This is a genomic window from Pannonibacter sp. XCT-53, assembly GCF_009915765.1.
In the GTDB taxonomy this organism is placed as follows: Bacteria; Pseudomonadota; Alphaproteobacteria; order Rhizobiales; family Stappiaceae; genus Pannonibacter; species Pannonibacter tanglangensis.
In genome coordinates this window covers 890,487-913,693 of record NZ_JAABLQ010000001.1, presented here as the reverse complement: position 1 = coordinate 913,693, position 23,207 = coordinate 890,487, and the positions used below count along the sequence as shown (strand labels likewise).

At 67.5% G+C, this 23,207-nt stretch carries 20 protein-coding genes; 17 read left to right on the top strand and 3 right to left on the bottom strand.

Annotation, left to right across the window (positions count from 1 at the left end; translation table 11 throughout):
- The first annotated feature begins 47 nt into the window (after nt 1-47).
- Nucleotides 48-731 carry a hydrolase gene (locus tag GWI72_RS04305; protein ID WP_161707946.1) on the top strand — a complete coding sequence of 228 codons (684 nt, stop codon included), beginning with the start codon at nt 48-50 and terminating at the stop codon, nt 729-731.
- Nucleotides 732-833: 102 nt separating this feature from the next.
- On the opposite strand, the gene GWI72_RS04300 is transcribed toward GWI72_RS04305, so the two are convergent.
- Entirely contained in the window at nt 834-1,472 is a 639-nt protein-coding gene (locus GWI72_RS04300; protein WP_209000049.1) for a helix-turn-helix domain-containing protein, read from the bottom strand.
- A 272-nt stretch (nt 1,473-1,744) separates the two neighbouring features.
- On the opposite strand from GWI72_RS04300, the gene GWI72_RS04295 reads away from it, so the two are divergent.
- The 7 genes from GWI72_RS04295 to GWI72_RS04265 all read left to right on the top strand — a co-directional run bounded on the left by GWI72_RS04295 (nt 1,745) and on the right by GWI72_RS04265 (nt 9,875).
- Nucleotides 1,745-3,337: an ABC transporter substrate-binding protein gene (locus GWI72_RS04295; protein ID WP_161675805.1), complete on the top strand. Its 1,593-nt coding sequence runs from the start codon at nt 1,745-1,747 to the stop codon at nt 3,335-3,337.
- An 81-nt stretch (nt 3,338-3,418) separates the two neighbouring features.
- Nucleotides 3,419-4,360, top strand: coding sequence for an ABC transporter permease (locus tag GWI72_RS04290; RefSeq protein WP_161707944.1), 942 nt, complete (start codon nt 3,419-3,421; stop codon nt 4,358-4,360).
- The gene (locus GWI72_RS04285; RefSeq protein ID WP_161707943.1) at nt 4,357-5,235 is read left to right on the top strand and encodes an ABC transporter permease; all 879 of its coding nucleotides are present in this window, start codon (nt 4,357-4,359) and stop codon (nt 5,233-5,235) included. Before GWI72_RS04290 ends, GWI72_RS04285 begins: the two co-directional genes overlap by 4 nt.
- A 2-nt stretch (nt 5,236-5,237) precedes the next feature.
- The gene (locus GWI72_RS04280; protein WP_161675803.1) at nt 5,238-6,239 is read left to right on the top strand and encodes an ABC transporter ATP-binding protein; all 1,002 of its coding nucleotides are present in this window, start codon (nt 5,238-5,240) and stop codon (nt 6,237-6,239) included.
- Nucleotides 6,236-7,237 carry an ABC transporter ATP-binding protein gene (locus tag GWI72_RS04275; RefSeq protein ID WP_161707942.1) on the top strand — a complete coding sequence of 334 codons (1,002 nt, stop codon included), beginning with the start codon at nt 6,236-6,238 and terminating at the stop codon, nt 7,235-7,237. The genes GWI72_RS04280 and GWI72_RS04275 overlap by 4 nt, the downstream gene beginning before the upstream one ends.
- Complete coding sequence (locus GWI72_RS04270; protein WP_161707941.1) at nt 7,224-9,065, top strand: aminopeptidase P family protein; 1,842 nt, start codon at nt 7,224-7,226, stop codon at nt 9,063-9,065. The genes GWI72_RS04275 and GWI72_RS04270 overlap by 14 nt, the downstream gene beginning before the upstream one ends.
- 210 nt (nt 9,066-9,275) lie before the next feature.
- Nucleotides 9,276-9,875: a dioxygenase family protein gene (locus tag GWI72_RS04265; RefSeq protein ID WP_161675800.1), complete on the top strand. Its 600-nt coding sequence runs from the start codon at nt 9,276-9,278 to the stop codon at nt 9,873-9,875.
- Nucleotides 9,876-9,928: 53 nt separating this feature from the next.
- On the opposite strand, the gene GWI72_RS04260 is transcribed toward GWI72_RS04265, so the two are convergent.
- Entirely contained in the window at nt 9,929-10,390 is a 462-nt protein-coding gene (locus tag GWI72_RS04260; RefSeq protein WP_280116328.1) for an Rrf2 family transcriptional regulator, read from the bottom strand.
- Between the two features lie 498 nt (nt 10,391-10,888).
- On the opposite strand from GWI72_RS04260, the gene GWI72_RS04255 reads away from it, so the two are divergent.
- The 9 genes from GWI72_RS04255 to GWI72_RS04215 all read left to right on the top strand — a co-directional run bounded on the left by GWI72_RS04255 (nt 10,889) and on the right by GWI72_RS04215 (nt 21,747).
- Nucleotides 10,889-12,259: a hypothetical protein gene (locus tag GWI72_RS04255; protein ID WP_161707940.1), complete on the top strand. Its 1,371-nt coding sequence runs from the start codon at nt 10,889-10,891 to the stop codon at nt 12,257-12,259.
- 1 nt (nt 12,260) lies between these two features.
- Entirely contained in the window at nt 12,261-12,992 is a 732-nt protein-coding gene (locus GWI72_RS04250) for a DNA alkylation repair protein (RefSeq protein ID WP_161707939.1), read from the top strand.
- A gap of 91 nt (nt 12,993-13,083) precedes the next feature.
- Nucleotides 13,084-13,920, top strand: a complete 837-nt coding sequence (locus GWI72_RS04245; protein WP_161675796.1) for a GNAT family N-acetyltransferase — start codon at nt 13,084-13,086, stop codon at nt 13,918-13,920.
- Entirely contained in the window at nt 13,917-14,786 is an 870-nt protein-coding gene (locus GWI72_RS04240; protein WP_161675795.1) for a class I SAM-dependent methyltransferase, read from the top strand. Before GWI72_RS04245 ends, GWI72_RS04240 begins: the two co-directional genes overlap by 4 nt.
- Nucleotides 14,783-16,393: an FAD-binding protein gene (locus GWI72_RS04235; protein WP_161707938.1), complete on the top strand. Its 1,611-nt coding sequence runs from the start codon at nt 14,783-14,785 to the stop codon at nt 16,391-16,393. The genes GWI72_RS04240 and GWI72_RS04235 overlap by 4 nt, the downstream gene beginning before the upstream one ends.
- Nucleotides 16,390-18,237: an NAD(P)/FAD-dependent oxidoreductase gene (locus GWI72_RS04230; RefSeq protein ID WP_161707937.1), complete on the top strand. Its 1,848-nt coding sequence runs from the start codon at nt 16,390-16,392 to the stop codon at nt 18,235-18,237. Before GWI72_RS04235 ends, GWI72_RS04230 begins: the two co-directional genes overlap by 4 nt.
- Nucleotides 18,234-19,748, top strand: a complete 1,515-nt coding sequence (locus tag GWI72_RS04225; protein WP_161707936.1) for an amidase — start codon at nt 18,234-18,236, stop codon at nt 19,746-19,748. Before GWI72_RS04230 ends, GWI72_RS04225 begins: the two co-directional genes overlap by 4 nt.
- Nucleotides 19,745-20,371: an FMN-dependent NADH-azoreductase gene (locus GWI72_RS04220; RefSeq protein ID WP_161707935.1), complete on the top strand. Its 627-nt coding sequence runs from the start codon at nt 19,745-19,747 to the stop codon at nt 20,369-20,371. The genes GWI72_RS04225 and GWI72_RS04220 overlap by 4 nt, the downstream gene beginning before the upstream one ends.
- Before the next feature lie 98 nt (nt 20,372-20,469).
- Nucleotides 20,470-21,747, top strand: coding sequence for a cation:proton antiporter (locus GWI72_RS04215; protein ID WP_161707934.1), 1,278 nt, complete (start codon nt 20,470-20,472; stop codon nt 21,745-21,747).
- Nucleotides 21,748-22,122: 375 nt separating this feature from the next.
- On the opposite strand, the gene GWI72_RS04210 is transcribed toward GWI72_RS04215, so the two are convergent.
- Nucleotides 22,123-22,959 (bottom strand): DUF3883 domain-containing protein, encoded by an 837-nt coding sequence (locus GWI72_RS04210; protein WP_161707933.1) that lies wholly within the window; start codon nt 22,957-22,959, stop codon nt 22,123-22,125.
- Between the last annotated feature and the right edge of the window lie 248 nt (nt 22,960-23,207).

Genomic DNA, 23,207 nt, shown 5'->3' with positions numbered 1-23,207 from the left:
CGCAGCTGTGCCGATGAACACTTCCCCCTTGCCCGAAGGACATCGCCATGGCCCTGCCCTCTTCCGAGCTGACGCCCGACAACTGCGTCTTCCTCATGATCGACCATCAGGTCGGTCTCATGCAGTTTCTCACCTCGATCGACCCGATGCAGCTCAAGCACAACATCCTGGGACATGCGAAGACGGCCAAGGCCTTCTCAATCCCGGTCATCATGGGCACGAGCTGGCCTCAGGGTCCGAACGGCCCGACCATGCCGGAGCTGAAGGCGCTCTTCCCGGACGTTCAGGTCATTGATCGGCCCTATGTCAACTTCTGGAACGATCCGGCGTCCCGCGCGGCGGTCGAGGCGACGGGACGGCGAAAGCTCGTGATCTCGGGACTGGCAACCGAGGTCTGCGCTGCGTTTCCTGCACTGTCGGCCCTGCGCGAAGGCTATGAGGTCTACGTCGTTGTCGACGCCTGCTCCGACTTCAATCCTCTGATCACCGACGTGACGGTCCGCCGGCTCGCGGCCGCCGGCGTCATCGTGACCACCTGGGTCTCGGTACTGGCAGAGCTTTCTGCAAACACACAGGTCAATGGCCGTCACATCGGCACGCTGCTGGCCGAGCACATGGGACAGTACTACGCCGCCATGAACGCCTGGCTGGGCTCCGCCGGCAATGCCGACGAGGTGAAGGGACAGCTGGGGCTCACCGGACATCCTCCGATCCCCCAGGCCGGCCTCTGACAGCCTGCCCCGCGTCCCCCTGCAGCCAGGCCGCAGTCAGGCTGCCGTCACGATGCCGACACGATGCCGCCAAGCTGCCGTCAGGCGGCGCGGCTGGCAAAACTATCCGTCGCTGTCTCCCCCGGCGGCGACGGACCGCAGCACCGGCGAGGTGCGACGCGGACGCGAGCTGACCCAAAGCTCGACGGAATCACGGTCACCGAGCACCCGGGAATAGTGCAGCGTCCGGGTGTCGTGATGGATGCTGTCCCCGGGGCCCATGAGGAAGACCTGATCGCCGAGGTGATACTCCAGCTGCCCCTCCAGCAGGTACAGGAAGGCCTCTCCCTCATGCGACATCCTTTCCGAGACATGCCCCGGAACGCGGTGAATGATGCTCGGATAGTTCAGCGCTCCCTGGAAGCCCGGCCCAAGTTTCTCGTAGAGCTTGCCGGCCTCGCCGAGACGATAGGTCGACCGGCCCTCGCGGGGGGAAAACACCGAAAAGGGCTCGGGCAGGCTCAGAAGCTCTTCCATGGTCGTCTGGAGCGCTGCCGCGATCCGCATGAAGGATGACAGCGACGGGCTGCTGACCCCCCGCTCGACCTGCGACAGGAAGCCGATCGTCAACTGGGTTTCCTGGGCGACCGCCTCCAGCGTCTTCCCCAGAGCCTTTCGGCGCTTGCGGATGGCCTTGCCGAAGGCAGGCCCTGCCCCCGGCTGCGGCGCGGTCTGGTCGGGATGCTGAGGGGGCCGTTTCATCATGTCCTCTTGAGCAATCAGGCAAGGGTCGTGCAGCTGCTGACCGATATAGGCGGATCAGCCGGGCACCGCAAACCGCGCCGTCCTGCACCCGGAGCGAAAGCCGTCCGGAACGCAGGCTTCAAGGCCGCAGTCCGCGGGGGCCGGGGCCGTGGCCAGGGCGAGACCGGACGACATAATTTTGTAGTCTGACTAAAATTTTTACTTCAATTTTGAACGGGCGTCACCTATGGTCACGCTGTCTCGAACGAGACGCTCTGGGAGGAGACTTCATGAAAAAGACCTTTTTGGCGGCTGCCTTTGCCGCAACGGTTGCGCTTGCCCTGTCCGGGCCTGCAGCCGCGCAGGATCGTGGCGGAACGCTGAAGTTCGCGCGCTACGACGGCTCGAAGCTGATTGATCCGATCTATGCCGAGCGCAATCCGGACATCTGGATGGTCGGCAGCCTGTTCAGCACGCTGCTCGAGCGCAAGGGAGAGGGCGCCGCCCTGACGGGCGCGCTGGCCTCGACCTACACGCAATCCGCCGACGGCAAGACGATCGAGCTGACGCTGCGCGACGGGATCCGGTTCTCCGATGGCAGCCCCCTGACGGCGCAGGATGTGGTGTTCTCGCTGGACCGGGCGCGCAACAAGGATCTCTCGCCCTGGGCCGGTCTCCTGGCGTCGATTGCCACGGTCACCGGCGAGGGCGCGAAGGTCACCATCACCCTGTCGCGGCCGGATCCGACCATCCTGTCGATGCTGGCCACCTTCAACACCGCCATCGTCTCGCGCGCGGCCTTTGAAAAGGCACCGGGCGCGACCGATCAGGAGAAGTCGGCCGCCCTGTTTGCAGCCGGCGGACCGGGCGCCGGAACCGGGCCCTTCTACCTCAGCGGCTTCGAGCAGGGCGCCTCGATGTCGTTCAAGGCCAATCCCTACTACTGGAAGTCCGGTGCGGACGGAAAGCCGCTGCCCTACCTTGATGGCGTCGAGTTCCAGATCATCCCGGATGACGCCACCCGCATCCTCAAGCTTCAGGCCGGTGAAGTGGACATCGCGGAGTTCATCCCCTTCGCCCGCATTGCCGAGCTTGGCACCGATCCCGACCTGAAGATGGAGCTGTTCCCCTCCACCCGCATCATCTACGCACCGATCAACACCCGGGCCACGCGGGCTGACGGGACGCCCAATCCGCTGGCCGACAAGCGGGTACGGCAGGCACTCAACTACGCCACCAACAAGGAAGCGCTGGTCAGTCTCGTCCTGCATGGCGCAGGCGCGCCGATGACGTCGCCGCTGATGTCCTCCTCAACCCCCATGGCCGTCAGGACCGACCCGCTCTACGGCTATGACCCGGTCAAGGCGATGGAGCTGATGCAGGCGGCCGGCTTTGCCGCCGGCACCAAGATCAAGCTCACCACGCTGGCCGGCTCGGCGGATGATGCCACCGTGTTCGCCGCCCTGCAGCAGATGTGGACCGCCGTTGGCGTCGAGCTTGTTGCCGAACAGGTCGACAGCCCGACGCGTGGTGCAAAGAACCGCTCCGGCGAGTTCGACATCCACACCTACGGCTGGGTGGATGACATCGCCGACCCGAGCCAGGTCGTTGGCTGGCTTGGCCATACGCCCACGGCAAAGGCGGTCGGCACGGGCTGGGAAAACAAGGAGTTCAACGAACTCTATGACACGGCGGCCGCCGAGATGGATCCCGAACGCCGCGCCGCCCAGTTCCGCCGCATGCAGGAAATCTATGCGGAAGAGGCACCGCTCCTGTTCATGTACGAGACGCCCTTTGCCGTCGCCCTGTCGGCGAAAGTGACCGGCTACGTGCAGACGCCGCTCGGGGCCAATGTCTTCGAGGAAGCATCCCTGCAGCGCTGAGGGTCCGGCTTGCCCCCGGCCGGTCCCGGTCCGCCGGTCCCGGCCGGGGGCTCCTCGTCCGACCCCATCCATGGAACGTCAATGGCTCCCCTTCGATATCTCCTGAACCGGCTTCTGCTGCTGGTGCCGACCTTCCTTCTGGTCATGGTCATCATTTTCCTGCTGGTCCGGCTCTTGCCGGGCGATCCGGCGATTGCCCTGCTTGGCGACAAGGCTTCCGATGCCGAGCTTGCCGCTTTCCGGGAACGGCTCGGCCTCAACGCGCCGCTGGCCACCCAGTTCATGCTGTTCGTGCGATCCATCCTCGGCGGGGATCTCGGGACATCGGTGATGCTGCGGGCGCCGGTCTGGGACGTGATCCTGTCGCGCCTTCCGGCAACGATCTTTCTCACGGTCTATTCCGTCTCCCTGGCCATCCTGATTGCCGGACCGCTCGCCTTCGTCGCCGCCCTCAATCGCGGCCGCTGGCCAGACACCGTCATTCGCGCCGTGTTCCAGGTCGGCCTGTCGATGCCGGTGTTCTACATCGGCCTGTTGCTGCTGACGTTTCTGGCCGCGCAACTGCGGCTCTTTCCGGTCGGTGGCTATGGCAAGGGGCTGGCCGACAACCTCTATCACCTGTTCCTGCCAGCCATGACCGTGGCGCTCTACACCTCCGCCATCCTGATGCGGAACCTGCGCGCCGCCATCATCGAGGTGCTCGATGCGGAATACGTGCAGTTCGCTCGTGCCAAGGGCCTGCCGCTGCGTCTTGTCCTCGGGCGTCACGTGCTGCGCAACGCCCTCATCTCCACGATCACGCTGCTGGGCCTGTCCATCGGCAACCTGATGAGCGGAACGCTAGTCACGGAGACCGTCTTCGGCGTCCCGGGCGTCGGGCGGCTGATGCTCGATGCCATCTTTGGCCGCGACTATGCCCTGATCCAGGGCCTCACCCTCACCTTCGCCGTGCTGGTCACACTGGTCTTCCTGATGACCGACCTGATCCAGAGCTGGCTTGATCCGAGACTGCGCCTGTCATGACACCGGCTTCCCCTGTTTCCGCTCCCCTCCCGCCGACACGGACAGGCCGCAGCCGCGAGCTTCTGCGCGCTGCCCTCGCCAAGCCCGGGCTGATGGTCGGCGTCGGCATCATTGCCCTGTCGACGCTGCTGGCCCTCTTCCCCGGCTTCTTTGCCCCGCATGATCCCAACGCGATCAATGTGGCGGCCATGCGCCAGCCGCCGAGCCTCGCGCATCCCTTCGGCACCGACATGCTCGGCCGTGATGCCTTCTCGCGCGTCATCTGGGCCTATTCGGTCAACATGCAGATGGCGGTGCTCGCCACCGTCTTTGCCCTCGTCATCGGCGTCGTGGTCGGGGCGCTGGTCGGCTATTACCGCGGCCTGGCCGACATCATTTTCGGCCGGTTCGTCGATGCGATCATCACCTTCCCGTTCCTCGTCCTTGTCATTGCCGTGGTCGCGGTGCTCGGGCCCGGCCTCGTCAACATGTACATCGCCATCACGCTGGTCGGCTGGGTCTACTATGCCCGGCTGATGCGGGCCGAGATCATCTCGCAGAAGGCCAGCGACTACGCCGCAGCCGGCATCGTCATGGGCTATTCCGACCTGCGCATCATCTTCCGCCACCTCCTGCCCAACGCGATCACCCCTGTCATCGTCTACTGGATGACCGACATGGCGCTTGCCATCCTGCTTGGCAGCTCTCTCGGCTATCTCGGGCTTGGCGCCCAGCCGCCGCAGGCGGAATGGGGCGTGCTGATTGCCGAGGGGCGCAACTTCGTCACCACCGCCTGGTGGCTCAGCCTGATGCCGGGCATTGCCATCGTGCTGACGGGCCTGGGCTTTTCGCTCATCGGCGATGGCCTTGCCGATCTCCTGCGGCCGAGAGGATGATCATGTCCGGCACCACCTCCCCTCATCTCGAGGTCAGCAACCTCTCCGTCACCTTCCCCGTTGGCGCCGCCGCGCTGCCGGCCGTGCGCGATGTCAGCTTCACCCTCGCCCCCGGCGAGGTGCTCGGGCTGGTCGGCGAAAGCGGCTCGGGCAAGAGCGTGACGCTGCGCTCGATCCTCGGTCTCACCCGTCGCTATGGCCGGATCGACGGTGCGGTCCGCTGGAAGGGACAGGATCTCCTGGCGCTCAATGAGCCGGCCCTGCGCCAGATCCGTGGCAAGGACATTGCCATGATCTTCCAGGAGCCGATGACCGCGCTCAACCCGCTGCTGCCGGTCGGCCTGCAGATCACGGAGAGCCTCAAGGCCCACACGTCCCTGTCGCGCAGCGAGCGCAAGGCGCGGGCCATCGAGATGCTCGATATGGTCGGCATCCCGGCCGCCGCCTCCCGGCTGGACAGCTATCCGCATCAGTTTTCCGGCGGCATGCGGCAGCGGGTGATGATCGCGATTGCGCTGGCCGTGCGGCCCCGCCTGCTGCTCGCCGACGAGCCGACGACCGCGCTTGATGTGACCATTCAGGCCCAGATCCTCGACCTGATCCTGGCACTCGCCCGCGACTTCGACATGGGCGTCATCCTCGTCACCCATGATCTCGGCGTGGTGGCGCAGACCTGCGACCGGGTCGCGGTCATGTATGCCGGCCGGGTGGTGGAGGAAGGCAATGTCCGTGATGTGCTGCGGGCGCCGCTCCATCCCTACACCATCGGCCTGATGCGCTCGGTGCCGCAGGACGTCGCGCCGCGCAGCCCGCTCTACACGATCCCGGGAACCCCGCCCGGTCTGACACATCTGCCGCCGGGCTGTGCCTATCAACCACGTTGTCCCGTCAGCGATCCGGCCTGCACCACGGCCCGCCCCGCCCTCGCCCCCGCCGCCGACGGCCGCAAGGCCGCCTGCTTCCGCTGCGACCTCCAGCCTGCCGAGGGACCGGTTGCCCCATGAGTGACCCCGTGCTTGAAATCCGCGACCTGCGCCTGTCCTTTCCGGTCGGCCGCAGCCTGCCTGACCTGATCCGGCGCGCGCCCGTCCGGCAGGTCAACGCCCTCAACGGCGTCACGCTGACCCTGCAGCGCGGGGAAACGCTTGGCGTCGTGGGCGAATCCGGCTGTGGCAAGTCGACACTCGCCCGCTGCATCGTCCGGCTCAATACGCCCACCGGCGGCTCGATCCATTTTCACGGCAAGGACATCTTCGCCCCGGACCAGCGCCGCGACCGCAGCTTCAACCGCCGCGTCCAGATGATGTTCCAGGACCCGTATTCGTCCCTGAACCCGCGCATGACCACGGGCGAGATCCTGGCCGAAGCGCTCAGGGTGCACCGGATCTGCCCGGCAGGCGATGTCCCCGCCCGCGTGGCCGAGCTTCTCGATCTCGTCCGCCTGCCGCAGGATGCCGCCCACAAGCTGCCGCATGCGTTTTCCGGCGGCCAGCGCCAGCGGATCGCCATTGCCCGCGCCCTTGCCGTCGAACCCGAGATCCTGATCGCCGACGAACTCGTCTCGGCGCTGGATGTCTCGGTCCAGGCGCAGATCGTCAACCTGCTTCTGGACCTGCAGGCGCGGCTCGATCTGACGATCCTGTTCGTGGCGCATGACCTGCGTCTGGTGCGCCACATCTCGCACCGGGTGGCGGTGATCTATCTCGGCCGGATCGTCGAGATCGGCGACAGCGAGACGCTGTTCAGGGATCCGGTGCATCCCTATTCCCGCGCGCTGCTGTCGGCGGCCCCGTCGCTCGATCCGGCCGAGCGCGGCAACCGCACCCACCTGGAAGGCGAGCTTCCCTCGCCCCTGGACGTGCCCGGTGGTTGCGCCTTCCACGTCCGCTGCCCGCACCGCTCGCCCCGCTGTTCGGCCGAAGTGCCGGCGCTGCGGCCGCTCGCCACCGGCGGCGCGGCCGCCTGTCATCACATCGAAGAGATTGCCCATGAACGCCTTTGACCTGCCTGCCGTTGCCGCCCGCCTTGCCGCCCTGCGCCGGGAAATGGCCCGCGACGGGCTCGAGGCCCTGGTCGTGCCGCGCTTCGACGCGCACCAGGGCGAATACATCGCCCCGCATGACGAGCGGCTCGCTTACCTGACCGGCTTTACCGGATCGGCCGGCGTTGCCATCGTGACGCATGACCGGACCGCCCTCTTTGTCGATGGCCGCTACACCGTGCAGGCAGAGCGGCAATGTGGCGGCCACGGCATCGAGCGCCTGCACCTGCACACGGAGCCGCCGGAACACTGGCTGGCCGACGTCGCATCGCCCGGCTGGCGCGTGGGCTATGACGCCATGCTGCTGCCGCCCGCCTGGCTGACCCGCTATGAAACCGCGCTGACGCCCGTCGCCGTCCGGATGGTCGGGACCGAGGGCAATCTCGTCGACCGGATCTGGACCCGTCAGCCGGCACCGCCGCAGGGCCGCATTTCCGCCTTCCCGCTGCAGTTCGCCGGCCGCTCGACCCTGGAAAAGCGCGACTGGCTGCGCGCCGACATGGCCCGGATCGGCGCCAGTCATCACGTTGAGACCCAGCCGGACAACATCGCCTGGTTCCTCAACGTGCGCGGCGACGATGTCCGCTTCAATCCCATGCCGCAGTCCTTCCTGCTTGTTGCCAGGGACGGCAAGGCGGACTGGTTCGTGGACCGGGACAAGTTCGAGGCCGGACTGGCCGACGGTCTGCCCGGCTGGGTCCGCGTTCATCCGATGCCGGCCTTCCTGCCTCACCTGCGGGACAGCCTGACGGCAGCGGACCGGGTTGCCGTCGACCCCGATTTCTCACCGGCCGCCGTCACGCTCCTGATCCGGGACCTCGGGGCGGAGGTGATCCCGAGGCTCAGCGCCCTGACGCTGGAGAAGGCGGTGAAGAACCGGACCGAACTGGAGGGTCTGCGCGATTGCCATGTGGCCGACGGGGCCGCCTGGGTGGAATTCGGAGCCTGGCTGGCCCGGATGGTGCCGGAGCGCGCGCGCGCCGCCGATCCCCTGAGCGAGCTGGAGGCGGAGGCCGCCATCCTGGAGTTCCGGCGGCGCCAACCGGGATTTCTCAGCGAGAGCTTCCGCTCAATCTCCGCTGCCGCCGGCAACGCAGCCATGTGCCATTACGCCGCCGATCCGGCCAGCCAGGGCCACATCATGCCGGATCAGACCTATCTCCTCGACAGCGGCGGCCAGTATCTGACCGGAACCACCGACGCCACCCGCAGCTATGCCTTCGGTCCGGTCTCGCCTCAGTACCGCCGTGCCTATACCGCCGTGTTCCGGGCGTTTCATGCGCTTGCCACGGCCCGCTTTCCCAAGGGCACGCAGGGGCATCACCTCGACGCGATCTGCCGCCGGCCGCTCTGGGACCTCGGTCTCGACTATGACCACGGCACCGGCCACGGCATCGGCCACCGCCTGTCCGTGCATGAACAGCCGCAGCGCATCGGCCGGCCCTTCAACCCGATCGACCTGCAGCCCGGCATGGTCCTGTCCATCGAACCGGGCCACTACGTGGCAGGCGACTACGGCATCCGCATCGAGAACCTGTTCGAGATCCGCGAGGCCGAGGACGGCTTCCTCGAGTTCCACACCCTGACCCTCGCGCCGATCCAGACCGACATGCTCGATGCGGCTGCTCTCAGCCAGGCCGAGACCGACTGGCTCGATACCTATCACGCGCGGGTCCGGTCGACGCTGCAGGATCGCGTCAGCCCCGCTGCGGCCTCCTGGCTGCAGCAGAGCTGTGCCGCGCTTGGGGCTGCGGTTGGGACCGCGCCCGGGACACCCCCCGCCGGCTGACCGGCATCGGCGGCCATCCGGAGCGTGCACCCAACGCGCCAGCACACGCGGGCGTGAAGTGGACGGGGCTGGAAACGGAAGCCGGTGCTGCCCATGTCTGCGGGACGGTGCCGGACGGCAGGCCCCGGCGGGATCCTCCCCGCCACGGGTGCCAGCCGGGCGCACCGCCGAGAGGACTGCCGACAGCACCGCCGAGGAGAGGCCAGCCGCATGACTGATGAGAGCAAGGTGACCGGACGCCGCCGGTTTCTGCAATATGCCGCCATGGTGCCCGCCAGCCTCGGCCTGTCGGTCACCTGGGCCGAGGCGGAAGAGGCAATGGTCCCGACGGCCCGCGACATGGAAGGGCCGTTCTACATCAGCAACACGCCGGTCGTGACCAACCTGAACCGGTTCGGCAAGACCGGCGAGCCGATGCGGATCGCCGGCCGGGTGATGAATGCGGCTTCGCCCGAGACCCCGGTGCCGGGCGCCCGGCTGGAACTGTGGCAGACCGACGGCCGCGGCCGCTACCATCCCCAGGACAAGGGCGACTACCGCGATTTCCGCGACGACCAGATCGACATGCGCGGCACCGTGATCGCCGACAGCGAGGGACGCTTCGAGGTCATGTCCCTGTTTCCGGCCGAATACTGGCCCCGTCCATCGCACATCCACTACTGGGTGCGCGCCGAGGGCTTCCGCCCGCTGGTCACCCAGCACTATCTCGACACCCGCCCCGGCAACCGCCCGCACCGCACGGCACGGGTGATCCGCACGCAAAAGCCCGCCCTCTATCCCGCGCCCACGATCTATCTCGAACCGGCCTGACCGCGACGCCAGCCGGCTTCGGGTCCGGCCATCCGGGGGCTTGCGCGCCGGGCCTAGAGGAGCTGGATGCGCTCGCCCTTCATCGCGGACTGCAGGATGCTGGCGAGCGTGACGCGCTTCAGGCGCGTTTCCACGACGAGATCGAGATCGGTGTAGAGGTCATGGACCACCCGGTCGATGGCACGCCCCTCGTCGCAGTTCGATTCGGGCATGCCATGCCGCTTCAGGAAAGGCCCGGAGCCCTGGATGGCGTAATAGATGTCCCAGAGCGTCACCACCTCGGCGGGCCGGGCGAGACGATATCCGCCCCGCGCCCCCAGCACCGCCTCCGCCAGACCGGCCTTCACCATCGCGCCGATGATCCGCTTCACGATCAGCGGATTGACCGAGATGTTCTCGCCGACGAACACGGCACTCGACAAGTGAGGCGAGCGGAAGGAGAGGACACACATTGCGTGTACTGCCACGGAAAACCGCTGATCAACCCCTCTGGCCAGAGCGTCGTTTGCAACCATAGGGTAGGATCCTTCCCGAATACGCATATGCCTTGGCAGGGACGTTACCAGCTGGACCTCAGATCTGATAGCAGTGGTATTTTTATCAGGGTTTGACGCTTTCGCCTGTCTCTGCAACCCCTGATTTCACCACCTTGCCCCGGCCTGTCGACCAGCAATAGTTCTGCCGGGTCACAGGCTCGGCCCTGTCGTTTGCTGCCTGTTTCAGCGGTTTTGTCACGGGTCCCGACCGATGCGACAGCTTTCCCCGCTCGCCCGCGTTCCCCAAAAAAGATTTTACGCCAGACGGTCTGACTGACCTGCGATCCGACACCTGCCGGAACGACGGCGTACTTGCCGGTTGCTTTGGCTTTGCACCGTGATTTCGGACAGGCGTGCGCGGAAAATCTGGCGACACACTTTGCCGGAGACAACCGGGCGCGCGCACCCCTTGACGCATTAACGTTACGGAAATAGGAATAGATAGTGTAACCATTATTTTTGATGTCCGAGGCATTGATGACCACCTATTCCCGCGCAGGCATTTTCAACTACAAGTCGAACTCATTCGTGTGGGGCTTCGGTGGAACCTATGACACCGCGACCACCCTGAATTTCCTTGGCAGCATGACGATTGATGCCCCGGCCGCCCTGGCGGTTGCCGCGGTCTCCCTGGACAGCGCAACCGTCACTGTCACCGGCACGATCAGCAGCACCGCCCGCAGCGGCGCGATCGTCACCCTCCCCGTTCCGGTGCCCCCCGGCGAGCCCCAGCCCGCCGGACCGGTCGACGAGCTGATTGCCGCCGGCGCGATCCTGGGCGATGCCCGCGTCACGTTCGCCGGCTCCGTGCGGTCCCAGATCGAGGGTGGTGGGACCATCGGGGCTTTCTCGGCGCTGGCGGACGCCTATGTCACCGCGACCGGCGTGATGATCTCCGAACGCGGATTTGCCCTGCGCACCCAGGCCGCAGCCGGCGATGCCCATTCGGTGACTGGCGGCGTGATCGAGGCTCGGGCCGGCGAATGTGCGATCATGGTCGAGGGCCGTGAAAACAGTTTCGTCACCAACCGGGCAGCCGTGCTGACGGGCGGTGACCATGTCGACGGGATACTCGCAACCGCCCGCGTCGATCTCACCTTCTCCGGCGACCGGGTCGCCGCGCTTGCCAATTCCAATGTCACCGTCACCAACAGCGGCGCGCTGTGCACGACCGGCGACGGCATCCGCGCCGAAGCCCAGGGCTCCATCGAGATCCGCAACACCGGACGCATCGACGCCGATGGCATCGGCATCCATGTCCGTGACATCGACGGCACCGACGGGACGGGCCGGGCGAATGTCCACCAGACCGGCGTGCTCGAGGGCGGCGCCGGCGGGATCGTCGTCTCGGGCGACTTCGCCACCAGCGTCATTCAGGTCGCCGGCATCCTCAAGGGCGGCAGCGGCGCTGCCATCCTCACGGGAGCAAGTGCCGACACGATCCTGATCGGCGCAGGTGCCCGCGTGCAGGGAGACATCCTGACGGGTGCCGGCAATGACGAGATCCGGCTGGACAGGAGCGCCAGGGTCTCCGGCCTCGTCGATGCCGGCAGCGGCAACGACAGCGTGGTTCTCGGCAATGCCGGCTATGTGGTCGACGGCGGAGCCGGCAATGACCTGTTTCAGGCCGGCAGCGGGCGGGATGTGTTTCTTTACGCGGCCGGAGATGCAGGCAACGACCAGCTCGCCGGTTTCGACCTGCGCCGGGACAAGCTCGCCTTCGATGTCGGCCCACTGGACGTCCGGGTTGTTGGCCGTGACACGCTGATCACCTGGTCGGAGGGCAGCCTGCGCCTTGTCGGCGTTGCCAGTCCCGACCTCGACCTGTCCGCCAACTGGATCGCCTGAGATGGCCGCCGGTCTCACCGCCGAGCGCAAGGCGGCCCTGTCGCGCGGCGAGATTGCCGCGTCCAACCTGGGCGAGATCCTGGCGATCGACTTTGCGGACCTGATGGAGACGCTCGCCCCCGGCGCCGGACTGCCGGCCTTTCAGAAGGAAGGCATCTCGCGGCGGATGGCCCTGTGTGGCGAGGCGCTGCTGGCCCATTTCGGCGCGGATGTCCTCGCCACCTGGACCGGCCATGCCAGCGACACCGTCCGTGGCCTCGCCCTGTTTGGCCTCGCCCGTCACAGGGACGATGCGGCGGTGGGGGATGTGCTGACCATGGTCCGGCCATTTGCGGCGGACGGGCATTTCGGCGTCCGCGAATGGGCGTGGCTGGCGGTTCGGCCGCGGCTGGTGCGCGATCTCGACCTGTCGATTGCCGCGCTCGCCGGCTGGACGGGCGACGCGGACGTCAACATCCGGCGCTTTGCCGTGGAGGCGCTGCGGCCACGTGGCGTGTGGTGCAAGCATATCCCGGCCCTGCGCGAGGACCCGGCCCGGGGCTTGCCCCTGCTGGAGCCGATGCGACGCGAGGGCGAGAAATACGCGCAGGACTCCGTCGCCAACTGGCTGAACGACGCGGCCAAGGACCGGCCCGACTGGGTCAGGAGCCTGTGTCAGCGCTGGCTGCGTGAAACAGACGATTGCCCGCCAACCCGGCGGATCACCACTCGGGCCCTGCGCTCGCTGACTTAGTGGTTGGAGACAAGCCATGAAAGACCGGCTCGGCCGCTTCAAGAATGCTCACTTCGCATTGCTGCCGCCACAACTTATGCGTTCATTCGCCATGCGACGCATCCGTGCCAGCGACATCTCCTTTCCGGACGTGACCTTCAAGATCGTCTCCACGGAAGAGGAAATGGCAGGCGCCTTCGCGCTGCTGGAGGACAGCTACGTGCGCCGCGGCATCGTCGCCGAAGGTCAGATGCGGCTGCAGGTCATCAGCCTCCTGCCGTCGACAACCACTTTCATAGCCAAGAAAGGCGACCAGATCCTCGCCACCGTATCGCTCATCGAGGACAGCGACCTGGGCCTGCCCATGGAGAAGGTTCACGGTCCCGAGGTCGCCGGCGTGCGCCAGCTGTTCCGAAAGGTCGCGGAAGTGGGAGCGCTTGCGGTGCGTCCGGACCTGCGGCGCACCGGCCTTTCCATCATGCTTTACAACATGATGTACCGCTGGGCCCGCTACTGGCGGCATGTCGATGACCTGCTGATCGCGGTGCATCCTTCGGCGCGGTTCTTCTATTCCAACCTGCTCCTGTTCCGCCCGCTTGGCCGGGTCCAGAACTATGCCGGCCTGCGCGGAGCGGCCTCGCTGCCGATGCGCCTCGACATCCCGGGCGTGCAGATGCGCTTCCACCGCATCTACCGGGGCCGGATCGTCGACCGGGGCTCGGGGCTCGACTTCTACGATTTCTTCTGCGCCCCGTCGGACCGCTTCGACTTTTCCGCCCACCCCGAGTTCCGGCGTCAGGCCGCCATCGCAGGCCCGCTCGAAGACCGCGCGGTCAGCGGTCTCCTGCGCCGGTTCGCCTTGCGTCCGGAAGCCATGGAGGACCAGGAGGCCGCTGCCCTGCGCCGCCATTTCCCTGCCCTCTCCCTCTCGATGGACGGTGCCGCATGACACTCGACCTTCCCCGCGCCGTGTTCCACGAGATGACGGCGCGCCAGCAGTTGCCGCGGACGCCGGAGACCGAGCTGGTCATGAACGGCGTGCAGACGGTGGAGGACTATTCCAGCTGTGGCGAGGAAGGCGGCGCGTTGTTCGGGCCTTACCTTTACAACGCGTTGCAAGTCTCTGCCCGCGTTGCACCGGGCAATCAGGTGATCGATCTGGGATGCGGCTCCGGGCGCCTTCTGAACCTCATTGCCAGCTGGAATCCGGAGGTGTCCTTCGTTGGCACGGACCTCGCGCCCGTGATGCTCGAGACTGCGCGTCGGCAGGCCGAGCTGCTTGGATTGCGCAATGTCACCTATCTTGAGGCCGACTTCTCGCGTCTCGACGATTTCGGGCTGCATGAGGCGGACGCCATCATGTCCTCGATGGCACTGCACCATCTGCCGGACCGGGTCAGCCTGTCGCGCTGCTTTTCCTCAATCGTCCGGGTGCTGAAGCCGTCTGGTCAGCTTTACCTGATGGACTTCGGGCGCCTGCGCTCCCGCCAGGCGGTCGAGATCTTTGTCGGCAAGGTCGCCCGGACGGAAACACCCGCGCTCAGTCAGGACTATCGCGCCAGCCTTTATGCCGCCTTCACCCCGGACGACTTTGACCAGGAGATCCTGCGTCTCGGCCGCATGGACGTTGCCCTGCACCGCAGCGTGATCGCGCCGCTCCTGATGGTGGCCTGCACCCCGGCCCCCGGTCCGGCGGGCCAGCGCGCGGTCAATGCCTTCCTGCGCGCCCAGCGCCAGCTGTCGGCGCACCGCCGGGCTGAGCTGGCGCAGATGCGGCTGTTCCTGCGGCTGGGTGGTCTGGGGTTTCCGCTGTGACAGCCCCCACCCCCTTCCCCGATTCGGCTCTGGGCCGGTTCCGCGAGGCGGTCCGGACCAGCGGCACGGCAGGTCGCCTTGCCGGCCCCGAAAGGTCTGCCGCGCGCGGTCACGACACGCTGGACTGGCCGCACCCTGCCGCCGCGCCACTCGTGCTGCTGCTTGAGAGCGAGGACGAGATCCGCGCGGCCCTCGATCTGGCCCGCCGCGAGAAGCTGAGCATTCACCCCGTCTCGAGCGGGCACAACTGGGGCTATGGCACCGCGCGTCCGGCCAGCGCGGACACCCGCGTGCTCTTCGACCTCAGCCCCATGAAGCGCATTCTGGCCTTCGATCCCGACCTCGGCGTGATCACCGTGGAGCCCGGCGTCACCCAGGGCCAGCTGGAGGCCTATCTGGCCGGGCGGGGCGCAGAGTTCATGGTGCCGACCACCGGCGCGGGACCGGACTGCAGCCTCGTCGGCAACGCGCTGGAACGCGGCTACGGCATGACACCGGTCGCAGACCATTTTCAGGCCGTGCTGGGCCTGACCGCCGTTCTTGCCGACGGGTCGCTCTATCGCTCGCCCTTCCCTGGCGCCTCGCCGGACCAGACCGGGCCAGCCGGATACCGATGGGGCAGCGGACCCTATCTCGACGGACTGTTCAGCCAGAATGGCGGCGCGGTGGTGACCAGCCTCACGTTGCAGCTGATGCCGCGCCCGGCAGCCGTCGAGATGTTCGTGTTCTGGCTCAAGGATGACGCGGATCTGGAACGCACCATCGCTGCCATGCGCGGGCTCCTCACCCGCAGCGGTCTCAGCATCGGCGGCATCAATCTCATGAATGCGGCAAGAGTCGGCGCGCTGGCCGGCGAGGCGGCGCTGAAGGGCGCGCCCTGGATCGGAACCGGCGTCGTCTACGGCGACACGGGCGTCGTCCGGGCCGGCCGCAAGGTGTTGCGCCGGGCGCTGAAGCCCGTTGCCGCGCGGCTCGCCTTCGTCAACAGCCAGCGCCTGCGTCTGGCCGAAACGCTCGCCCGTCTGCCCTTTATCGGGCGATCGCTGTCGCCGGTCGTCGCCCCTGTCAGGTCCGCCTATCGCATGCTGGCCGGCCACCCGGGCGAGTTTGCCCTGGCACTTGCCTATGGTGCTGCGCCACGGGCGATGCCGCACAGCCGGCGGGATCCGGCGCGCGACGGCTGCGGTCTGCTCTGGTATGCCCCGATCGTGCCCATGGAGGGCCGTGCGGCCCGGCGCTACATCGACATGGTCGCAAGGATCTGCGCCGCGCATGGCTTTGCCGCGCCGATCACCTTCTCCACCCTGTCCGTTTCGGCCTTCGACAGCACGGTGCCGCTCTTGTTCCCGCGCGACCGGGAGAACAGCGACAGGGCGCTGGCGTGCCTGCGCGCGCTCATAGCCGAAGGTCGACGTCTCGGCTTTCCCCCCTACCGGTTCCACAGCGGCCTCATGGACGAGGCCACGGCCGGCAACGACGCCTACTGGCAGTTGGCCGGCAGGGTGCAGAGCGCCCTCGATCCCGATGGCCTCATCTCGCCCGGACGTTACCGCCGCCGCCCCCCGGCCGATGCCCTTGCCCCCCTTCTGCAGGAGACCCTCGCATGACCCGTATCGCGATCATCGGCCGTGGCCTCGCCGGCAAGATGGCAGCCCTCTACCTCGCGCGCGACATGGCCGACGCCTCGATCACCATGATCGACCCGGAGGCCGAGGGGCTGCCGGTTGTGGGCGAATCCACCGTCGAGGTGACGGCCCAGTTCATGAAGGCGCTTGGCCTCGGGGAACATCTCGAGGAAGACCACCTGCACAAGTATGGCCTCACCTATTACTTCCGCCTGCCCCCCGGCGAGGGGCCGGATGCACCGGACTACATCCAGCACGAGGCCCCCGGCATCATCCGCCTGCCCTCCTACAATCTCAACCGCCACAGCTTCGATGCCGAACTCGATGCCCGGATCGACCCGCTGGTGACCCGTGTCACCGGCCGCGTCACCGGTGTCGATCTGTCGGACCAGCCCGGCGCGCCGCAGCAGGTCAACGTGCAGCTTGCGGATGGCTCTAGCCGGCAGATCGACGCCGATCATGTCATCGACTGCTCGGGACGCATGCGCGTCCTCACCAAGCAGTTCGGCCTGCACCAGGACCCGCCCTATCAGCGCTGCAGCTACTGGTTCCGCCTGCAGGGCTTCGACCGGCGCCTTCTCGACGGCTTGCGGCTGGCCAAGCTGAAACAGCACTGCTTCGAGTCCTATTACGTGACCCATCACTTCTACGGCGAGGGCTACTGGATCTGGATCATCCCGATGCGCAGCGACACCGGCGAGGACATGGTGAGCTTCGGCATCACCTACCGGCCGGAGGTCATGGGCGAGAAACGCATGGGCTTCGAGCGCCTCTGCGAGGTGCTGGAGCGCGACCATCCGCAGCTGAAGGCGCTGATCCTGAGCGGCCGCAAGCTCGATGACAGCCGCTACTTCAACTACATGTACGAAGCCAGCAGCTACTACGACCGCAAGGGACGCTGGTTCCTGCTGGGCGACGCCGGCTTCACCTTCGACCCGGCCAACAGCGCCGGCATTGCCTATCTGGCGCACCAGATCCCGCAGATCACCGGCATGATCCGCAAGGCGCGGGGCGGGACGCTGACCCCCTGCTATGTCGAGGCGCTGGAAGGCCACCTGCGGGCCCAGCTCGCCCTGCAGGACCAGTGGAGCAACTGGTACGGGGTCATGAATGACCCGGTGAAGATGGCCTGGACGCTGATCGTCGCCAACATGGGCTACTTCCACCTCGTGGTGCCGAACTACATGAGCGGCGCCTTCCTCAATGCCGGTGTCGCCAGGCAGGTCGCGATGCTGCTGCCCCGCTACAGGCGCGGCCTGCAGCCTCCGGTCTATCCGTTTCCGAAGCTGCTCGACGCCCTCGCCATGACGAAGGACCCGCAGGAGCTGATCCGCCGGACGCCGGCGCTCTACGAGACAACGGTGCCTTTCAGCTACTACAGGCCGGATGACATTCCCCGTGGCCGCCTCATCAGCCGCTATTTCCGCAAGCGCGCGCACCTGCGGATGAAGGCGCTCGCGCTGCTGGACCCGCTCGGCAAGCCGCGGCACTGGCCGCTCGCGATCGGACAGACGCTGCTTGCCGGCGGCGACCTGCTGCGATCGAGCCTGATCGGCCTCGTCCCCTGGACCTATGAGCGGGCTGCTTCCCGCAAGCCTGCCGACCAGAGCCCGTTCTCGCCGGCCCACGCCTTTCTCTTTGCGCCGAACAAGCACATCGGCATGGCCCAGTCGCGGCTCGTCCAGCGCCGGCAGGCCGCTGAGCGGGCCCGGCAGCTGCCCCCTGTGATGACGGCGGACGACGCCGGTCCGGTACAGTCCCCGGCACACACCCCTGCCCATGCCCCGGACCTGATGCGCAAGCCCACGGCGGACGCCGCGGCATGACCGTTTCCGGTCAGTCCGCCCCGGTTCTGTCTTCCACGACCCGGTGGGGGGCGGCCGCACCGCTTGCGGTCGCCGTCGCCCTGCAGGAAAAGCTGGCCCGCGATCTGGCGGAACAGTCCTTGCAGCGCCTGGCAGACGCGGGATCGCGGTTCGCCGCGCTGGCCGGCCTTCTGCCGGACCAGGCGCGCCGCGCGGCCCGCATCGCCGATGACACCGCCCGGACCCATGGCCCGGAAGCGCTGGTCAGCCAGCCCCTGCTGGGGCTGCCGGTCACGGTCAAGGAAGGCCTGAGGGTGGCCGGCGCGCCCTGGATGATGGGCGCCTACCGTCACCGTGAGCGGATTGCCGACGCGGACGGGACGGTCGTCCAGCGGCTTCGGTCAGCAGGCGCTGTGATCGCCGGTGTCGGAAGCATGGCCGAAATGGCGCTCTGGCCCGAAACGGTGAACCGCATCACCGGCCGGGCCCGTCACCCCCTGGACCCGTCCCGGACGCCCGGCGGCAGCTCGGGCGGTGATGCCGCGCTGGTGGCCGCAGGCGCGGTGACCGTTGCCGTCGGCACGGATGGCGGCGGCTCGGTGCGCATCCCGGCCGCCTATTGCGGCCTCTACGCGCACAAGCCGACGGCCGGACTGGTTCCGCTCACGGGGCATGTCCCGCTGGACCGGGGCCCTGATACGGCTGCCGCGCCCCTGGCCCGCTTCTTTGCCCCCGGACCAATGTGCCGCGAGGCGGCAGACCTCTGGCCGCTGCTGTCGGTGATGGCAGGTCCGGACGGGATCCATCCGCGCCTGGAGGCTCCCCTTCCCTCCGACTTGCCACGGCCCACCCCGGCCCAGCTGCAAGGATGCACCGTCTTTGTGTTGCCCGCGCCCTCCATAACCGGCAGCGAGCAGACGGACCCGGCGCAGATTGCAGCAGTCGAGCGGGCCGCAAGTCACCTGCAATCGGCGGGCGCGCGTTTGCAGACTGTGCGAACGGATCTGCTCAATGGCGCCTTCTGGATCTGGATGGGCACGCTGCGCTGTGCCGCTGACGTCACCATGGAACAGCTGGTTGGCGACGGTTGCCGCCTGCCGCTGCTCCGCCAGACCCTGCGGCATCTGACGGGCCGCGGCGCGCATACCACCGCCGCGCTGCTGCTCGCCTGGAGCGCAAGGCTCGATCCGACCGGCCCGCGGCTCTGGCGGCGCTGGCGCGACCGGGGCCTCGACCTGTCGGCCGAGCTGGGCGACATGCTGGCGGGCCCGGCGCTGCTGCTGTGCCCGCCCGTGCCGGGGCCTGCGCCGCACCATGGCCACGCCTTCCGCCATCCCTTCAACATCGGCGCAACCGCCGTGTTCAACGTACTCGGCAACCCCGCCACCATCGCCCCGGTTCTCCTCGGGCCGGAGGGCTTGCCGCGTGCCGTCCAGATCGTCGCGAGCCCGGGTGCCGACCACCTTGCCGTGTCTGCCGCCCTTGCCCTCGCGCGGACGGAAATCTTCCCCCAAGACAGGACAGTTCGATGAAGAAGACTTTGCTCTCCCTGAGCTTTTCACCCCGCGTCGAGTCAACCAGCGCCGCCCTTGCCGACGGGTTTATTGCCGACTGGCACAAGGCAAATCCGGACGCCGACCTGCGCCAGCGTGCCCTGGGCCGGGACGTGATCGCAGGGCCGGACGAGGCCTGGATCGCCGCCAACATGACGCCGGAGGCTGAGCGCACGCCCGAACAGGCCGAGCGCCTTGCCGCCTCGGATCAGGCCATTGCCGACCTGCATGCGGCGAGCCACATCGTCATCGCCACCCCGATGTTCAATTTCGGCCTGCCCTGGACGCTGAAGTCCTACGTCGATCTCATCCTGCGCGTCGGCAAGACCTTCTCCTTCGACCCGGCCACCGGCTTCGGACCGCTCCTGTCGGCCGACAAGAAGCTGATGATCGTCTGGTCCAGCGCGGGTGAGTACCAGCCCGGCACCCCGACTGCGCCGTTCGATCACCTGACCCCCTATTTGCGCCAGATCTTCGGCTTCATGGGCGTCACCCAGTCGGAGGCGGTCTCGGCCGGCAACATGTGGGGCGGCCCGGAGGCGGTCGAGACCTCCCTGTCGGCAGCCCGCACCCGCTTGGCGGCCCTCAGCCCGAGCTGGTGATCGGCCGCAACAGCGGCCTTCTCCCGATCCCCCCTTGCAGGCCCATGCGCCAGGCCCCTGCGCCCGGCCGGGCCTGCCTGTCCGCTGCGGAGCCACGCATGCACATCACGACAACCGAACTGTTCCTGATCGCCCTGCTGGTGATCTTCACCCTCCCCTATCTGGTCTGGCGCCTGCTCGGGCAGCGCAGCTGGGCGCCGCTGGTCGTGGTGCAGATCGTCGGCGGCATCCTGCTGGGGCCCGGCGTTCTGGGCGCGGCACTGCCGGAGGTCTACACGCTGGTCTTCACGGACAAGGTCATCACCGCCCTCAACGGCATCGCCTGGTGGGCCGTGATGATGTTCGTCTGGATAGCCGGTATCGAACTCGACTTGCACGAAGCCTGGGCAAAGCGGAGGGAAACAGGCACGGTCGCCTTGCTCGCCCTCATCGTTCCGCTGGGGCTCGGGGCGGGCGCTGCCGCCGTGCTGCTCGCAACGGACGGCTGGATCGGCCCCGGCGGCGCCTACTGGCAGGTGCTGCTCGGCATCGGCATGGCCTGTGCCGTAACGGCGCTGCCGATCCTGATCCTGTTCATGGAGAACATGGACATCCTGCGCTCGAACCTCGGCCAGCGCATCCTGCGGTATGCCAGCCTTGATGACGTCGCCATCTGGGCGGTGCTCGCCCTGATCCTGCTCGACTGGGAGCGGGTAACGCGGCAAGTCGGCTTCCTGCTCGTCTTCATCCCCGCCGCCCTGCTGGCCCGCCGGGTCATCGCTGCCGCCGGCGAGCGGGATCGCTGGATCCTCGGGCTGATCTGGCTGATTGCCTGCGGCCTTGCGGCCGACTGGGCCGGGCTGCATTACATGGTCGGCGCCTTCCTCTCCGGCGCCGTGCTGGACAGCCGCTGGTACAAGCTGGAGCACATGGACGCCTTCCGAGGGACGGTCCTGATGACCGTGATGCCGGTGTTCTTCCTCTCGACCGGCCTGCGCACGAGCTGGGACATGGGCGGCTTCGGCGTGCTTGCCGCCGCCGGGCTCCTGCTCGTTGCCTCCGTCTCCGGCAAGCTGATCGGCGTACAGATCGCCGGCCGGCTGCTGCGCTGGGAGCCGGGCGAGGCCACGATCATCGGCTGGCTGCTGCAGACCAAGGCGCTGATCATGATCATCTTCGCCAACATCCTGCTCGACAAGCAGATCATCACCTCGACGACCTTCACCGCCCTGCTGCTGATGGCCGTCGGCTCGACCATGCTGACCATGCCGGTCGTTGCCCCCCTGCTCTCCCGCTACCGCAACATCCGTAGCAAGACCGCAGAGACGGCCGGGGTCCCGGCGGAAGCGTCCGCCCCCGCGGCCCGACCCGTCGGGGCGGCGCAAGGCGGCGGCTGATCGGCCCGCCCCGGCCGGCCATGGGTTACCCGGCAGCGGTCTCCCGCTGCCGGATCGCCACATCGACGGCGACGGCCTGCTGCGGGCTGACGAGGCTGCGGGTCTGAAGCCACCGCTCGCCCCGGCGTTCGCCCTGCGCGGAAAGCCTTGCCGCGCGAGCGGGCCAAGCCCGTGCCGGACGAGACCGTACCGAACGAGACCGGGCTGGACGAGACCGGGCCGGACAAGCGCACCAGAGGACGTGCCGAAACCCGTCGGTTCACCACAGGACCTGCCCGTCGCCAGAGCGGCCGCACGACCGCGCTGCGGCGTTGTAAGATCGGGCCCGACCGTCGGGGAAGGCCTCCCCGTCGTCCCGGCACCGGCCGGCAGAGATCAATGAAACCGCGCCTGAAACGATGTGGCGGTCAGCGAGACATGCGCGTCCAGCGGCGGATGCAGCTCGAAGGCTTTCGGCTCGCGTGCGAAATTCCAGAGCCGGAACAAGGACCATTCCGTGCGCCGCTCCTCGGCCACGGCCAGCTCGTTGCGGCTGATATGAAACGGCGTGCGCTCCCAGCCATTCGTCGTCTTGACCTCGATCAGGCGCGGGCGACCGTCCGGGGCGAAGCTGGCGATGTCGTAGCCGGCACCATCGCCATCTTCCTCCGACACCCAGCGCACCTTGCGCGCAAGGTCGTCGCGGCCAGCGGATCTGAGGGCGGCCCGTTCGTGCGCGAGGACACGCTCCTCCCCGGCACGGCCGAGGGCGCGGTTTTGCTCGTCTCTTGCCGCGACATCGAACTTGCGGGCAATGGACAGCATCTGCTCCAGCTCCTGCGGAGGCGGCCGGTTCGACGCGGTGGGCGGCGGCCCGACCCAGATCGAAGGAGCCTCCGCCAGACCGGTCGGCGCTGCCACACCCGGAAGCCGGGACAGCCATGCCGGATTGCGCGCCAGCCAGCGCGCGACGGCGTCCACCAGTGCCATCTGGAAATTGAAGGCTGGCTTGTAGCCCCGGATCCAGTCCTCGCCGAGCCCCTTCAGCACGGCACTGATGTTCTGGTGCTTGAACTCGACCGATCCCTCGGAGCGATCGTTCAACAGGGGCAGCAGCCCGCGCCGGTGCTCGGCCTTGTTGTAGGGGCGGCCAGAGACGTCGTCTGCCAGCATCGCGAAGTAATCCGCGACGATCAGGTCGTTCTCTCGATCTGTCCAGGCACCGTTTGACATCGCGCCAGGCTACGGGCGAAAACCGTGTTTGTCATCAGACACTTCGCGCAAAATTGCCAAGACATGCCAACGCTCGCGCCGCCCGTGTCGCGTCTCCGCCTGCCTTGAGACAAGCCGGAACCGGCGAAAGGCGGGCGCCGCGCGAGCCCGTCAGTCCATTGAAAAAAATGGGGATTTTTAAACCACCTCCCTGAGAGCGAGGGGGCTGGTCGAAAGAGACGGTGGACGTTTGGGGACCGATCCCGCGC